Origin of the sequence: Candidatus Formimonas warabiya, from assembly GCF_002777255.1 — a bacterium.
Classification (GTDB): domain Bacteria; phylum Bacillota; class Dehalobacteriia; order Dehalobacteriales; family Dehalobacteriaceae; genus Formimonas; species Formimonas warabiya.
This window is the reverse complement of the sequence record NZ_CP017634.1, coordinates 2,864,816-2,881,882: the sequence shown is the minus strand read 5'-3', so window position 1 is coordinate 2,881,882 and position 17,067 is coordinate 2,864,816. Positions and strand designations below refer to the sequence as shown.

Genomic DNA, 17,067 nt, shown 5'->3' with positions numbered 1-17,067 from the left:
ATAAAAAAACGAGGGGGAAAAAGCATGAAGAGAAAAATGGCATTCCTAATTTGTGTGGTTTTCATTGCTGCCTTATTGAGCGGATGCGGCAAACAAACCGGTGAAACGGCAGCTCCTGCTGCAGACAGAGAGATGGTTGTAGGTATTCCTAAAATCGCGACTAGTTTTGATTTTTATAACGCAACCAGCGGTAATGAAGGCATTAGTATGCTGCAGATTTACGATACCTTGGTGATCAAAGACCAAAATGGAAAAACAGCTCCTTCCCTTGCGGAAACGTATAAGATTTCCCCGGACGGAAAGACCTATACCTTCACATTGCGTAAGGGCGTTAAGTTTTCAAACGGACTGGAGTTTACGGCGGCGGATGCCAAATTTTCCATCGACCAGGCACGGCAATCGGTATATACTTCATGGTGCTATGTGGATGTGGAAAGCTGTGATATCGTAGATGATTACACCATCAAGCTGAACCTGAAAGCACCGAATGTGGGTTTCATCGAATATTTGGCCAACTGTTATTATAGTGCCATGGTGAGCAAAGAAACGGTAGAAAAATTCGGCAAGGAATACGGGACGTCGGTTGAGTCCTCAATTGGGACAGGCCCTTATATCCTTAAGGAATGGAAGCCGGGGGAAGAGTGTGTTTTTGCAGCGAATCCCGACTATTTTCTCGGCGCACCGGCCATCAAAAAGGTCCGGATGAAAACCATCAGCGATGTGAATGCGGCGGTAATTGCGCTGCAAACGGGAGATATCCAGGCCTATTTTAATGATATTCCCGGGATCAATTATGATGCGGTGTCCAAGATGGACAATCTGAATATGGTCACCTATCCTTCGACCATATTATTTCAAACCATGATGAACACGAAGACCGGACCATTCGCGGATATCCGGATGCGCCTGGCCGTAGCTTATGCCATTGACCGGGAAAAGATGCTCACCGTCGGTGTGGAAGGGAAAGGAGCAATAACTGATTATCCGGGCAATCGTCAGGGTTATACCGAAGGAGACCCTGTCTTAAAAGATACCTGGTATCCCGTGGACATAGAGAAAGCCAAGCAACTGGTAAAAGAGGCAGGTATGGAAGGCAAAGCGGTCACCATTAAGACCTATGCCTCTGACCCCTATCCTAAATTAGCCACCATTCTCCAGGACGAGCTGATCCAAATCGGCCTGAAAGCAGAAGTGCAGCAGATGGAGAGAACCGCCTTTCTTGACGAGGTAACTGCCAAGGGTATTTATGATATCGCTATTTGCCGCTGGGCGGCGGGCACCAAGGATATGGACGAACTCTGGTATGGCAGTTTTCATACCGACAGTATCGGCCCGGCCGGCAACTGGAGCCTATATTCCAATCCTGAAATGGATCAGCTGCTGGAGGAGGCGCGGGCGCAAAATGATCCCGAGGCCAGAAAGAAGATCTATACGGAAGCGATTAAACTCTTTGACCGGGATGTGCCGATCGTTCCCCTGTATTATCCCAACGGCAGCCGGGCTTATTCCAAAGATCTGGTCATTGATCCGGGGAATGCGGAATACGACAGGTTATTTTCGTATAGTTGGGCGCAATAATCTAACGATCATCAGCCAAACCTTGTAAATTGCTTTTTTCAGGCTGCCCGCTTGGTTTCATGCGGGCAGCCAAGTTTGTTTACAGTATATTTTGGCAAACAGGCGGGGATGCTTTCCTTACCTGAATGAAGTCAGGAGAAAAGAGAAATCGTTACCTGCGGTTTTCCGGCGTCCCATAATAATATCAAAAGTATATCCGAATGGGTTTGCTTGAATATGCAAAGAGAAATAAATTTGTAGAAAAATGACAGGAAAGGGAACATTTTTGTTGAACTAATTATGTGAGGATGACTACCCTGTATGAACGGCCTATAATCGCGGCGGATGGGGGATACTATGGATGTAAAGTGGGTAGATTTTTTAGTAATTTTATTATTTTTTATTACCATTATCATCATCGGGAAAAAAGCCTCCGACAAGGTTGTCAGAGAGAGGGATTTTTTCTTAGGTACCAAAAAGATGGGCAGGATACCTACCGCCTTAAGTATGGCCGCCAATGATTTCGGCGGTTCCGGTTTGGTGGGCGCGATCGGATTAACTTATTTAGTAGGATTATCCGGTGCTTGGTGGGATTTTGTTTCCATACCGGCATTTATCATTTTAGGACTTACTTTGGTGGGGTACTTTAAAAGACTGAATATCCGAACGATACCAGAATTATTGGAACGAAGATATAATGTGCAGACCAGGATCATTGCGGCTCTATTACATCTTGCCGGTTTAACATCCATGGTTACCGCCCAGACAAGTGTTGCGTCCATGGTGATCAGTTCAATGACGGGGATTCCCCCCGCGTATACAATTCTTGTTGCCACAGCAGTGTTTGTTGCTTATACGGCGAGGGGAGGGCTGTTGGCTGTAATTTGGACGGATGTGTTTTGTTATGCCATAGTCATGGTCAGCTTACTTTGTGCAGTAATTTTATCCGTTTTCCATGCTGGCGGAATGACCAATATTGTAACCAGTGTACCTTCTTCATTTTGGCGCCTGGATCAGATCGGATGGATGGAGCCTTTAGCCTGGACGGCTTTAGTGGCATTCTCCTATTCGCTGAATCAAAATTTTATTCAACGGATCGGGGCAGCGAAAGATGAAGCAACGGCAAAATTTGGATTTATGTATACCGGAATTAATTACTTGCTTTATGGGATGATCGTTGCCCTATTAGGCATCTGTGCGTATTTGGTTTCCCCGGGGTTGTCAAATCCCCAAATGGCCATTACAGTGATCATCGGCATCCTGCCTCTGGGCGTAAAAGGATTATTAATGGCAGGGGTTTTGGCTGCGACCATGTCGGTCAGCTCGTCTCATTTGAACGCGGGGGCCACCATATTTACCATTGATATCTACCGGAGATTAATCAATCCGAAAGCGGATGAAAGAACGAGCCTGAAGATCGCCAGAATTTCTACCGTGGCCATTGTCATTTTATCGATATTAATCTCCTATTTCATGAAAAACTTAATCAATATTGTCGTCTTTGGCCAGATGTTATATGTAGGCTGCGTATTTTTTCCCTTGATATTGGGCCTTAAGTTTAAATGGATCACCGGCGCGGCGGCCATAAGTTCAATAATCACCGGGACAGTTATGTCAATGATCTCTTATCTTTTTATATATCATAAGTCTGGGGAAATGATCGGGGCGATCCATCCCGTATTTGTCGCTTCCGGGTGTTCTTTGCTGGTTCTAATAACTGTTTCATTGCCTACATTAATAAAAAGATATCAATCTATCTGAAAAATAACGGAGTACTGTGATGAATGAAGAAATTAAGCTTTTAACAAAGGTATGTTATATGTATTATTACGAGGACAAAGTGCAAACGGATATTGCGAACAGACTTGGTCTGGCTCGGCAAACCGTTTCCAGGTTAATTCAGAAAGCAAGAGATGAAGGAATTGTCCAAATAAAAATTCAAAGTCCTGTCGTTCAGGTTGTGGAGCTGGAAACACGGCTGGAAGATAAATTTAAATTGAAGGATGCGATCGTCATCCAAAAGGATTATATCTCTCAAGAGCAGCTGATTCAAAAATTAGGGATCGCTGCCGGGGAGTATTTTCTGAAAACCATCATGCCGAAAAGGAAGATCGGCATCGGGTTTGGCAAAATACTTGAGGTAATGGGGGAATTTATCAATAGCCACTATCATGATGCGGCAATTTCTGATGTTGACCTGGTACAATTGGTTGGTGATATTCCGAGTACGGAGGCCAGTGACAATTCTCAATTTATTATCAGTCTGATTGCCCGGCGTCTTCATGCCGCCATGCATTTATTACAGGTACCTTTTTATATTGAAGATCCTCAAATCGGCAATTATTTTAAAAATTCATTCTTGACTTCAGCAGTATTAGAGAATTACAGCTCTTTAGATTATGCGTTTGTGGAAATTAAATCTGCCGATCGCATATATGAAACTGTGACAAAAAAAACAGAAAAAAAAGGAATCAGTTATTTGCACTATCTGGGCGTCAATTATTTAACGAATATTGATGCTGCCGGGGAAATCTGTCTCAATTATTTTAATGACAGGGGTCATTTCGTTGATACCGTATTAAATGAGTGTTTCTTTGGGATTACCAGTAAGCAATTGTCTAAGGTAAGAAATGTGGTCGGCATTGTAGGAGGAGAATGTAAGGAAGCGGCCCTGGGTTCACTAAAAACCGGAATTCTTAATACGATTATTACTGACGAAGACACGGCGAAATATGTTCTGGGGATTTGATTTAGTCATCAACCAGCTTCAGCCTGTTTTTTTATCTCGAAGTGCAATTGTGCATAAAACCTCTTTACTGTCGTGTTGAGAGGTTTATTTTATTTGAACTTTTGCTGTTCCTTTGCTCAAGGCAAATCATCACAAAACAAGTCTCTTTAGATAAGGCGATAAATAAAACACATTGACAAGGCATGTCTTCAAAAAATATAATCATTACGAAACGTATTAAAACACAACAAAATAGGAAAAGCAGAAATGAGGGAACGGCCATGAGTGAGAAAACGATTTATACGGCTCAGGAGGTTGCGGATATCTTAAAGATATCCAAAAACACCGTTTACGAAATGATCAAACGGGGAGAACTGCTCGCCTATAAAGTCGGCAACAAGATGCGGATCAGCAACCAAGAAATAGATGATTATATGAAGCGCTCCCTTAACGGACAGGCGGTTCGCCAGATCACGGCCCCTGGCAGCGGCACGAATACCCGTTATGATGAAACTGTGACGGAAGCACTGGGGGCGTCTCCCGCTGATGCCGGCTTTGTCGTCTGCGGACAAGATATCGCCCTGGATGTTTTAGTCCGTTATTTGCAGAGTGAAGCCGGCATTCCTTATGTATTGCGTTCCTATTATGGCAGCTATAATGGTCTTTACCTGCTCTATCAGGACAAGGTGCATGTGGCTTCCAGCCATTTATGGGACGGTAAAGAAGATGTCTATAATGTCCCTTATGTGGAGAGGATGCTGCCAGGGGTTTCTGCGGTAATTTTGCGGCTTTTCCAACGGATGCAGGGTTTTTACGTCCCCCGGGGCAACCCTAAGAATATTACAGGCTGGCAAGATCTGGGCAGGGATGATATCTTCCTGATCAACCGGGAGAAAGGCAGCGGCACCAGAGTGATGTTGGACGAGCGGCTGCGCCTGTCTAAGCTGGCTTCCCATCAGGTGCCGGGGTATCACAATGAATGTACTTCTCACTTAGCGGCGGCAGGCGCTGTTTCCCGGGGAGAGGCTGATTTTGCCATGGGCAACGCAGTGAGCGCCCGCATGGTTTCCGGAGTGGAATTTATTCCCTTGCAGCAGGAATGCTATGATCTCATTGTAAAAAAAGAGAATTGGGGAAAGCCCCGTTATCAGGCTTTGTATCAGATCGTCTCTTCTGAGGCTTTTCGGAGGGAACTGGAAGGACTGGGCAGTTATAATTTGAGTGAGACAGGACGGATCATTGCCGAGACCTGAAGCAAGGAGCGAGGGAAGAAGTGAAAAATCGAAACTGGAGCAAATATGGTTTTCTGGGTTTGCTGTGCCTGCTGTTGTACGTTGGCACCGGTTGTGGCGGCCCGGCGCCGGACGCGGAACAATCCCCTAAGCTGGCCGACTTTACTGTGACATCTTATAATGAAGGCAGCGAAGACAGCCAATATGTGGCGGTCCATCTGCACTTTGATCGCCCTGTGGCCATACAGGATGGCCGCCCCGACTCTTTTCGCATCACCATTGGGGGCAATCGTGTCAAAAGCGCCGACGGCCGGTTGACCCAATCCAACGATGATTCCCGGAGTATCACCTTGACGGTGCAGACGACGGCGATTACCAGCGGGAAGCTGCTGATGGTACCGGCAGAGGAAAATGCCGGATACCGGGAAATCACATCCCAGGACGGCCGGTATCTGGTACAGCCCTTTACCATCAAATGTCTTATTCCCTCCGGAGTGACCCTGAAGACGATGTCTTCCCGGCCCGGGGACGGAGTAAAGCCTGCCTGCGTGGTGAAGCAGGTGACAGGTACATGGCATATCCGCAGCATTACCTGGGTACGCCTGCTGGAAAATGGTAAGGTGGTGCCCAGCGGGTTGTCGGACTCTCCGGAAGTACTGGATGGGGCGGTGGCCGTCCACGGTCATGAGTTCCTCTCTTCCAATGAGGATATCATTGCTATGGATATTGCGGACACTTTGAAGGACTATTTTGGCGGCGATTATACCTTCCGCAGCCAAGGCTCGCAGGTGATCGTGGAAAAGAAGGAACCTACGCCGGATACCACCATTGATTTACAGGTTTATCTATACTAAAAGAGCCGGGTCGGATTAGGAAAGGGTATGGTACATAACATGATGATGCAAACCGGTAAAAAAAGCAGCCGTATTCCCCTGCTGCCCCTTCTTTTTCTCTTGTTAGCCCTGGCGGTCTTGGTTTCGATCCTGATCGGGCGCTACTCTATCTCCTGGTCTTCCTTTTTGTCGCTGCTGGCCGGCGGAGGTGGACCAAAAACCATGGATGACCAGGCCCAGATGGTACTCTTTCAGGTGCGGCTGTCCCGCATCGGGGCGGCGGTCATGATCGGCGCCGCTCTTGCCGGGGCAGGCTCCGCCTACCAGGGGATATTCAAAAACCCCATGGTATCCCCGGATATTCTGGGTGCTTCCGCCGGGGCGGGATTCGGCGCGTCTGTGGCCATTTCTCTGGGCTGGAATGCCCTGGGCGTCCAATTGCTGGCTTTCGGCTGCGGCATGATCGCCGTGCTGCTGGCTTATCTGATGAGCCTGGCCATCGGCCGCCAGACGGGAGGCACCACCCTGATTCTTGTTCTTACGGGGATGGTGGTGGGAGCTCTCTTTACCGCCTTCATCTCCATCATCAAATATGTAGGTGACCCTTATGACACCTTGCCTGCCATCACTTTTTGGCTTATGGGGGGCCTCAGCTATGTGACCGGTTATGATCTATTGGTGATGCTGTTCCCTTTTTTGCTGGGTGGTGTCCCCTTGCTGCTGCTGCGCTGGCGGCTGAACATCCTGTCCTTGGGCGATGAAGAGGCCAATACCTTAGGTGTGGATACGGCAAAGATGCGCGGTGTGGTGATTCTCTGTGCCACCTTGCTGTCCAGTTCCGCGGTGGCCGTCGGCGGCATGATCGGCTGGGTCGGCTTGATCGTACCCCATCTGGCCCGGATGATCGCCGGGCCGGATTATCAGAAACTGCTTCCTGTTGCCATGGTGCTGGGGGGCATCTTCTTGCTGGTAGTAGATGATGGTGCCCGCTGCCTGTTTGCCATGGAACTGCCCCTGGGTGTATTGACCGCTGTAGTGGGCGCACCCTTTTTCCTCTATTTATTGTTTCGGGGACGGAGGAGTTTCCTTTAAGAAAAAAATGATTTCCTTCTATATATTGCCAGTTGTCTTCACCATAACGCTAGAGAGCCTCGCCAATCAGGCGGTGAAATCCCTCTGGTATCATTCGTAAAATATGAAATCATTTCGAGCAAATTGGAGATTGATAAAGCTCTGTCAAGAAATTTTTTTGATAGGGCTTTATTTTTTCATGAAATGATCTGTTATATTATTTTTCGAAGCGCACCGTTTCAAGAATCATTGGTAGAAGATACAGACAGATTCCCTTGCTGATAAGAAACGGTGCGCTTGCTTGTTATTTTGATTTTATCCTCTTACGGCTGCAGGGTATAGTTGTAGGGGACCAGCTCAATTTTTTGGCCGTCGCTGAAACCGCTGGTTTGGGTGATAGTCAGGACGCCGCCGTTGGCACTGGCCGTATATTTACCGTTGATGCCGGAAGAGGAAGCGGTGATGGCCGACGCAATGGCTGCCGCCGTTGAGGTCGGGGTCATGCTGTAAAAACTGTGGGAATGTACGGCGAAGCATTCTTCGGCGACATCAGGGATTGTTGGCAGCATGCTGGGGCTCGTAGCCGTAGTAGCATCCGGGTCGTAGTATGGAGCGCCAACCTCAGGAGTAATTCTGATCTTAAACCAATTTGCCCCGCGGATCTTCGGAGCGGCGGCTACTGTCACCGTCAGTGTGCTGCCAGTAAGTCCTTCTGCTTCTGTGGCCGATGAGCCGGTCAGGGCAACTCCCGTATCGATGAGTTGATCTTTAAAGGTTTCGTCGTCCCAGGCCAGTGCATCATTTGGCGAAACCACAGCCGTAATGCTGGGGATGCTGGTGCCGGCCGCCGGCTCAATGGTGAGGTTGCCGCCCCGGATACCGAAGAAAGGAGTGGTCGGAGGACTGTTCGAAGTATTGGATGAAATGACAAACTGCATATAATTATTGCCGTCGGTTCCGTTGGCGGCTAAATCCATCGCGGTCATGAGGCCTGTCCCTATTTCATCGCCGTAGATTTTTACAACGAAGTCATCCGCCAGGTTAGCCTCATCAAAGTTGACGGCTTCGTCAAAATTGACGGTGACGGTGACGGTCTGGGACAGTTCTTTTTGGGCTTGGCTAGAACCGCTGGACGAAGAAGTAATTGTCCAATCAACAACATGAGGTGTGCCGGGATCAGGATCAGAAGCATAAGCCGGCAGGGGGGGAAGTCCGGCAAAAAGCAGCGTAACCGGCATTGCCGCCGCAAGGGCAGCCGTGAGTATTTTCGCTTTTACGTTTTTCAATATTGACATCGGTTGTGCCTCCTTTAAATTTCTTAATTTTGTTATGTGATTTGAAAAGAAAACAAAAAACCTTCATCCCTTATTTAAGAAATCACGGGAATCGCCCCCTTTCCGAATTAGCCGGATTTTTTATCCTCTCCTGCCTTAACGATATTTTTAGAGCAGGCGAAGAAACAAAGAAAAATAAAATTTCTACCCGAAAAGGAGATTCCAGGTAGAAACACAAAAATCTAAATAGTTTGGATACTCCTTTTCAAATCGGAAGGCAGCTAAATTTCTTCCGCTACCCTTTGGACAATTCATGTCCCGCCCTTGACACCATAGAGGGGTTCTCCGTAGGCATCCAAGGATCGGAGTTTTTCTTCAATTTTCTGTTTATTGTTTCATTATTTTTCAAGAAGGTACAATAAATTACAATTTTTCCTTAGCATACCTTCTCCTTTTTGAAAAGTCAATTTAAAAAAAACAACAAAATATTACAGATATAGGTAATATATGACAAATAAATGGTTATTTAGTAAAAATATACTAAAATAAAACATTTTTTTGATTCGGTAAAAAAAGAGATTACCTAAAAAACCAGAAATAATTATTTTTGACTAGAAGACACGTTAAAAATATATTGTCACAAAATATACATTTACGTTATCTTTTATTTGTAAAGATGATGTTTTTATATACAGTTTTGATTCCTTTCGTTTTATTTCCTGTGTTGACACAACATGGTTCTGTATCTATAATTTGAGATAAGAATCGTTATCTTGTTTTTAGCATAACGATTAGGTTCTGTAGTAGATTTTATGCTGTGGTTGTATGCTGCATCTTGCTTCTTTTGAATTTATGATATGAAGGGAATGATTGGGTTGAAAAGATGGAGATGGGAACTGGCGCTTTTTTGTGTCCTGCTGATGGTGTTTTCCATCGTGTCACCGGCTTTGGGGATTGAATGGGACTATTTTGATCCGGAGAAAGTAGTCGATACCGGCAACGGCGTTTATGTTCCAGAGGATATGCTGGCGGTGACAATCGAGGACAACGCACAAATCCTGCAGGTCCCGATTGGCGGAACGATCAACCTGGATGTGGGGGTAAACCCGGCCCAGGTTGACGTGGGGATGTGCTGCGTTGGCTGCCTGGGAGGATTTGATAATGGTGGTGGCTGCTATTCGGCCTGCCCGAGCGAATTCGGGTATTGCGTATGCAGCGGAACAACTGGGCATGTCTTAACTCCGACTGTGCAGGTGGTGCGGCCGGACAGCTATGTGGACGGGGTAGTTTCCACTGAAATTGACGGAGGAAAACTGGAGATTACCGGCCTAACGCAGGGGACGACCACCATCGGCATACAGGGGGTGTTGTATCATCCGTCTCATGCTGGCACAAAGGGTGAAGATCAGTCTTATTATAAATACCGTTATACCCAGGTTAAAACATTAACGATAACCACGGTGGCAGCTGATGCCGCACTGCCGGATGTGCCTGCCGGCCTGAGCACGGCCCGGGGTGATACCAATGTTATTCTGACCTGGGGGGGAGCGGAGCGGGCCACAAGCTACAACATTTATCTGAGGTCCGAGACGGATGCTGAGTATACCCGGATAAAAACAGGAGTGGTAACTAATTCTTATAAAGCGGAAGGCCTGACCAACGGGACCACCTATTATTTTGCGGTCACGGCCGTGAACGCCAGGGGGGAAAGCGCCAAGTCGGTTGAAGCGAGTGGGACACCTGCAGTGCACCTTCCTTTGGCGCCGCAAAATTTAAGTACCACTGTGGAAGCCAATTCGGTTAAACTGAGCTGGACCGCATCCGACGACACGACAAGCTACAAGATCTATAAGGGCACAGTCGCGGGTACGTATGATTCAACCCCGGTTGCAGCCGGGATAACCAAAACCACCTATGAAGTTACGGGACTGACTACCGGGACCACCTACTATTTTGTGGTTAAATCCACCAACGAGTCCGGTGACAGCACAAACTATTCCAACGAGGTCAGCGCCACGCCGGAAAATGCGCCTCCCGACCCTCCGGCAAGGATTGTCGCGGTGTCCATGGGAAGTCGTATTTATCTGAACTGGTGGTTCGATTCGTCAGGAGGTCTCTATCCTAACTACAACGTGTATATGGGAACAGGTTCAACTTATTCAAAACTAACTGAGACGCCTACAGGATATTCATACTATACGACCTCCAGGTTAACTCCCGGCACTTATTATTTCCAGGTTACGGCGGTTGATCCTTTCACAGGCCTGGAGAGCAGAATGTCCACAGCAGTATCGGCGGTCTGTTATGACGCCACCGGCTGGGCAACCCTGGGCAGCCCCGGATTTTCTATGGATAAAGCGCTAAATCAGCCTTCGTTTTATATGGATAACGGCACGCCTTATGTTGCTTACATTAGCAATTCCAGCCGGAAAGTGACGGTTATGAAATATAGCGGGGTAAGTGAAATGAATCCTTCAGGTTGGGAACCTGTAGGTACCCCGGAGTTTTCTGAAAGTGGCGGCAGCGCTGTATCGTTATTCGTGGATCAGGCAATACCTTATGTGGCCTACATCTATTATGATAATGATGCTGGCAAACAAAAACTGAAAGCGTTTAGATACACCGGAACCAGCGAGGCGAACCCTACTGGCTGGGAACTGGTCGGCAACGGCGTAATTGTCGAAAACAACATTACTTATCCGGACCTTTATGTGTCCGGAGGTATTCCCTATGTGGCCTGCCGGAATGGAAACAACGGCGGGAAAGTGGAAGTATACAAGCTGAACGGGGAAAACGGGCTTTGGGGAATACTCAGCGGTGTTCCTGTTTCAGCAGGCTCGGGAAGCCAAATTTCTTTAAAATTCTATAACAATACACCTTATGTAGCGTATCAGGACGGCAGTGTAAGCAATAAAGCGACGGTCAGAAAATACAACGGCACGGATTGGGAAACGGTGGGCAGCGCCGGTTTCTCACCGGCAGGAGTGGATAGTCCTTCTCTTGCCATAGACGGCAATGGGACACCGTATATAGCATTTTCCGACGGTAAAGGCTATTTTGATTTGAATACCGCCAATAATACGGCAAAATCCTCGCAGGCAACCGTCATGCAATACACCGGGGTATCAGAAACAAATCCTTCCGGTTGGGGAATCGTGGGTACTCCCGGCTTTTCTATTGGAGAAATGTCCAGCGCCTCGCTTTATCTGTATGACGGTACGCCTTATATTGCATTCTGTGATGATCAATGCAACCGGGAAGCACGGGTAATGAAGTTTAACGGAACAGGCTGGGAGACCGTGGGAGACGCCACCTTTTCTGCTGGCACGGCTGGCTACACACGAATGGTTGTCAATGACGACGGCATCTATATTTCCTATAGCGACGGCGGAAATTCGGGGAAAATGACCGTGATGAAATACGCTCTGGACTCGGCCCCATGGCAGCTGACAGCCACAGCTGGAGATGGCCAGGTCACCCTGAACTGGGGTGAGAAAGCAGGAGCGGCAAGCTACAATGTCTATAGCAAAGCTTCCACGGAAAGTGATTACGCGCCAATAGCACCAGGGGTAACAGATACCACTTATACCGTCACAAACCTGACTAATGGAACAGCATATTCCTTTATGGTCAAAGCAGTAAACGACGGGGTGGAAAGCGAGCCGATAACGGCAAGTGCAACACCGGTAGGTGCAATAACCGTACCGGCCAAACCGGCGAACCTGACGGCGGTTGAAGGAGACCAGCAGGTTACGCTGACCTGGGATGCGGTGGCAGGAGCGACAAGCTACAGTATCTATTGGTGGGATATTTCCATGAACGAAGGATTGAAGGAAATATTGGCCAGTGAGTATACCGATACGGCTACAGGAAAAGTTACATATACGTATACAGGTCTTACTAACGGAAACACCTATTATATTTCAGTATTCGCCAAGAATTCGGCTGGGACAAGCGAATATAGCAATGAGGTAGAAGTTCAGCCGAGAGTAACCGTACCGGCCAAACCGGCGAACCTGACGGCGGTTGAAGGAGACCAGCAGGTTACGCTGACCTGGGATGCGGTGGCAGGAGCGATAAGCTACAGTATCTATTGGTGGGATATTTCTATGAACGAAGGATTGAAGGAAATATCGGCCAGTGAGTATACCGATACGGCTACAGGAAAAGTTACATATACGTATACAGGTCTTACTAACGGAAACACCTATTATATTTCAGTATTCGCCAAGAATTCGGCTGGGACGAGCGAATATAGCAATGAAGTAGAGGTTCAGCCGAGAGTAACCGTACTTGCGGCCCCGGCAGACCTGAGAGCGGAACCGGGCAACGGTCAGGTTACGCTGACCTGGGACGCAGTAGCAGGAGCGGCCAGCTATACCGTTTCTTGGGCCAATAACGATATGAATGTTCATGAGTCCCAAACGGGCATAACCGGAACCAGCTATACGGTCACCGGCCTGGGCAACGGTCAGGAGTATGACTTTGAGGTAACGGCGGTGAACACGGCCGGAGAGAGTGAAGCGGCCACGATCAGCGCGACACCGAACATAACGGTGACAGAACCGGAGGCGCCGGCGAGCTTAAGTGCGAAAGCGGAAGAAGGGCAAGTCACCTTGACCTGGAGTGAGGTAGACGGGGCCGACAGCTACAATGTATATATGGGAACCGCTTCAGAGGAATACGATAGCGCGCCGCTGGCTAAAGAGATAAGCGATACAAGCTATACGGCGACGGATTTAACCAACGGAACTACCTATTACTTTGCGGTGACAGCTGTGAACACAGCGGGAGAAAGTGAAAAATCAGAGGAAGCCAGCGGGACACCTGAGGCAGCGGTCGCAGTACCCGCGGTGCCGACCAATCTGAGTGCAATTGGGGGAGACAGGCAAGTCGACCTGACCTGGAACCCGTCAGAAGGATCCGTAAGCTACAGCGTATATATGGGGACTGTTTCCGGGGCATACGATAGCACGCCGCTGGCTGAAGAGATAAGCGGTACAAGATATACGGCCACCGGCCTGGACAACGGTCAAACCTACTACTTTGCGGTGACAGCCGTGAACAGCATGGGGGCGAGTGAAAAATCAGAGGAAGCCAGCGCTACCTGCCAGAAGCAGAACGAAGAAGAAATTGCCCGCATGACCGGCTATACGGTATCCACCAACCATACCAACAGTGACACTGTGCCCATAAAAAATGGCACGGACGACCAGTGGATCAACCTTACTGTAAATTTTGATAAAGAAATCACCATTAAAGATGCCCAAGGGGCCCTGAACGAATTAAGCATCAAGCTCAATGACCTTCCGGGTAATACCCCTATTGAGATCACTGCCACACCGACCTACTCCAACGGTAACAGCGAAACAAGTTATCCCGTATATGCTCAGTTGGCCCTGGGAGGGGAGGGCAAATCGCTGCAATTTACCCTTCACGTCGGCTTCGCGCCCTACGCCGGGTATTTGACGGTCAAACCCCAAAATACCATCACCCAGATCACCGGCGCAGACGGAACAACGCCCGTTGCGTGGAGCAATATCGCCCTTTACGTTCCTAACGGTGTGAAGCTGCAGACCGTAGCGCAAAGCGCAGGCAATTCGGCAACCAACACTCCGGCCGCAGTGACCAAAAAGGTAATTGCGCCGGCATCGACGACGCGGGCCATGATCCACATGCTGTTCCTGAAAAACGGGGTGCCGGTAGGGGAACTGGATGATTACGGAGCAAACCTGACGACCCACTACCATTCATATCTGACCTTAGATGCGGCAGGCTTCGCCAGAATGATTCCGGGCTGGTTTAATACGGCTTTTAATCCTAATTCTGAGGATGCGGATTATCCCATCACCTATAACGGAGACACGGTAACCATTAGCGAAAAAAATGTTGGAGAAGGGGATGTGCTGGATTTACGGATTTACGCTTATCCCCAGGACCGGGACACCCGGACGGACAAGAGCCTGTTAAATGCTTTGATCGACGAAGCGTCTTCCATCGACGGGACCGGATACACGGCGGAAACCTATCAGGCTTTGCAAAACGAACTCTGCATCGCCGGATCCATGGCCAACAGCATCTACTACCTGCAATCGGAGATCGACGGAGAAACGGATGCTTTACAGACAGCCCTTGACTCCCTGCAAGAGAGCAGCTCCGCACCGGCGGCGCCGGCGAGCTTAAGTGCGACAGCGGGAGACGGGCAAGCTACCCTGTCCTGGAGCGCAGCAGAAGGAGCGGCCAGTTACAACGTGTATAAGGGAACCAGTGCAGGAGAGTATGATACCACGCCGCTGGGCACCGGGATAACCGGTACAAGCTATACGGCAACAAATCTGACTAACGGGACCACCTACTACTTTGCGGTCACGGCCGTAAACACGGCCGGCGAAAGTGAAAAATCAAATGAGGCCGGCGCCACACCGAAGGCGGCTTCCCACAGCTCAGGTGGCGGCGGCGGCTCCAGTACCCCCGCCAAAAGTAGCGTAACAGTTTCCTCCGATCAAAATGGCAGCGCCACCATAAGTGCGGCTTCCCTAAAAACAGCTTCTTCAGTAAAAGTCAGCGGTGATGTGGACCTGGTTTTAGATGCCAATGCCGTAAAGGCGATTGGTGTGGACAAAGACTTGACTGTTTCCGTTAACAAAGTCGATAACGAGACTCTTTCTGCCGAGGTGCAGGAGAAAATTGGCAACCGCCCTGTCTTTGACATTGATATCACTGCCGGGGGCAAAGCCGTCACCGATCTGGGCCAGGGCAAAGTGCAGATTACCATACCCTATACCTTGGGGGCGGGAGAAAATGCAGAACAGATCGTCGTATACTATATCGACACCAGCGGCCAGATACAGGAAATGAGCGGCGCCTATTACGATGCCGGGGCAAAAGCAGTGGTCTTCACCACCAATCACCTGTCCCGGTACGCCATCGGATACAAAGAGTCTGTGGAAGAGCCTGGGGCAGGGTTTAAGGATGTACCTGCAGGACACTGGGCGGCGGGTTCCATTAATTACCTGGTGGCAAAAGGGATCATCAACGGCAAGACGGCAACCGCCTTTGCCCCCAACGATCCCATCACACGGGCTGAATTCGTGAAGATTTTAGCGGGTATAGCAGGCGTTGATCCGACAGAATATGGCACCACATTCTTCAGTGACGTGGCGGCCAATGCCTGGTTCGCGCCTTATGTGGCCTGGGCGGGTGAGGCAGGTGTGTCCCAGGGAACAGACGGTAAATTTAATCCCAACGCCCCTATCAACCGTCAGGAAATGGCGGCCATGATCGCCCGCTTCGTAAAGGATGTCAAAGGTGCTACTCTGCCCGCAGTCAATGAATCCGTTGTCTTTGCGGACAACGGCCGGATTGCTGATTATGCGGCTGATGCCGTAGCCATGATGCAAAAAGCAGGGATCATCAACGGAAAGGCCAACAACCAATTTGCTCCTCAGGACAAGGCGACCCGGGCGGAGGCAGCAAAGATGCTGGCGACTTTAATGCAGATCATGGAGAAGTAAGAAGGTTCTGAACTGCGCAGGCCTATACCGCTGGGCTGCCCGGGCGGTTTAATACCACTTTCGGAAGGGACCATTTCATAAAGCTCTGTCAAGGAATTGCTTGATAGAGCTTTATTTTTAGTGAAATAAAAAAATTATTTCTTATGAAATGTACTGTTACGTCATTTTTAATTGGATTTGTGATGTTTTTACTATGATGTTTTGCTCTTTTTTGTGTCCTTTCCAGCATTGACACAACATGGTTCTGAATCTATAATTTGAGATAAGAAATCGCTATTCTGATTTGAACATAACGAATAAGTATGGTATCAGAACTTGCGGAAAAGGATTGCCAACGGCAAGGCGGCAACGATCCCCTTACTTGAACTGAATTTGTAAAGATTTAAGCAGGTATGGATGGGGCTTTTGAAAATAAAAGCGGTGTGTAAAAACGTGTTATTAAAGAAAAGTTGATTGGCCCGGTGAAGGGCAGGGGAAACCGCAGGGGGTGTTTCCCCTGCTCTTACTGCAATATTAAATGGAGGAGAAAAATTGGGAGCAAATACGATTCTTTTTTCTACGGAAGACTTAAACGTATCGGCACATCATAATTTGGCTATCGTTCAGGCGGCGGAATCAACCGGTTCGGAAGACGCCTGCTGTGATGATTATGCCGCCAGCAGCAACAGCTGCGTATGCGGCTGTGTTACGGAAGCCGCCTGTTCCACATCAACGGGAACAGGGATCTGGATTTTGGTGATCGCTGTGATTTTGGTGATTACAGGAATAGGAGCATCCCTTATTACCCGCCGGATGCGTGGCAAATCCCATCCTCCTGCCGGCAAAACGGCCGGGAAAGGGAAAAAGAAGTGCTAGGGA

General features: G+C 48.6%; 9 protein-coding genes and 1 riboswitch. Of the genes, 8 read left to right on the top strand and 1 reads right to left on the bottom strand.

Going from position 1 to position 17,067, the window contains the following annotated elements; genetic code table 11:
* Positions 1-24 precede the first annotated feature (24 nt).
* The 6 genes from DCMF_RS13295 (at position 25) to DCMF_RS13270 (ending at position 7,442) form a co-directional block, all read left to right on the top strand.
* On the top strand, positions 25-1,578 hold the full coding sequence (locus tag DCMF_RS13295) for an ABC transporter substrate-binding protein (RefSeq protein ID WP_148134859.1): 1,554 nt from the start codon (positions 25-27) through the stop codon (positions 1,576-1,578).
* Between the two features lie 336 nt (positions 1,579-1,914).
* Positions 1,915-3,318 carry a sodium:solute symporter family protein gene (locus DCMF_RS13290; RefSeq protein ID WP_214659325.1) on the top strand — a complete coding sequence of 468 codons (1,404 nt, stop codon included), beginning with the start codon at positions 1,915-1,917 and terminating at the stop codon, positions 3,316-3,318.
* Between the two features lie 19 nt (positions 3,319-3,337).
* Positions 3,338-4,306 carry a sugar-binding transcriptional regulator gene (locus tag DCMF_RS13285; RefSeq protein ID WP_148134857.1) on the top strand — a complete coding sequence of 323 codons (969 nt, stop codon included), beginning with the start codon at positions 3,338-3,340 and terminating at the stop codon, positions 4,304-4,306.
* A gap of 260 nt (positions 4,307-4,566) precedes the next feature.
* Entirely contained in the window at positions 4,567-5,538 is a 972-nt protein-coding gene (locus DCMF_RS13280; protein WP_148134856.1) for a substrate-binding domain-containing protein, read from the top strand.
* Between the two features lie 20 nt (positions 5,539-5,558).
* Complete coding sequence (locus tag DCMF_RS13275) at positions 5,559-6,371, top strand: hypothetical protein (protein WP_148134855.1); 813 nt, start codon at positions 5,559-5,561, stop codon at positions 6,369-6,371.
* A gap of 27 nt (positions 6,372-6,398) precedes the next feature.
* The gene (locus DCMF_RS13270; RefSeq protein WP_148134854.1) at positions 6,399-7,442 is read left to right on the top strand and encodes a FecCD family ABC transporter permease; all 1,044 of its coding nucleotides are present in this window, start codon (positions 6,399-6,401) and stop codon (positions 7,440-7,442) included.
* A 302-nt stretch (positions 7,443-7,744) separates the two neighbouring features.
* On the opposite strand, the gene DCMF_RS13265 is transcribed toward DCMF_RS13270, so the two are convergent.
* On the bottom strand, positions 7,745-8,716 hold the full coding sequence (locus DCMF_RS13265; protein WP_148134853.1) for a hypothetical protein: 972 nt from the start codon (positions 8,714-8,716) through the stop codon (positions 7,745-7,747).
* Between the two features lie 221 nt (positions 8,717-8,937).
* A riboswitch (molybdenum cofactor riboswitch) is annotated at positions 8,938-9,075 on the bottom strand.
* A 495-nt stretch (positions 9,076-9,570) separates the two neighbouring features.
* Here DCMF_RS13265 and DCMF_RS13260 point away from each other — a divergent pair.
* The gene (locus DCMF_RS13260) at positions 9,571-16,209 is read left to right on the top strand and encodes a fibronectin type III domain-containing protein (protein WP_214659324.1); all 6,639 of its coding nucleotides are present in this window, start codon (positions 9,571-9,573) and stop codon (positions 16,207-16,209) included.
* A gap of 531 nt (positions 16,210-16,740) precedes the next feature.
* A complete protein-coding gene (locus DCMF_RS13255) occupies positions 16,741-17,064 on the top strand; it encodes a hypothetical protein (protein ID WP_148134851.1) in 324 nt (107 codons plus the stop codon).
* The last annotated feature ends 3 nt before the right edge of the window (positions 17,065-17,067 follow it).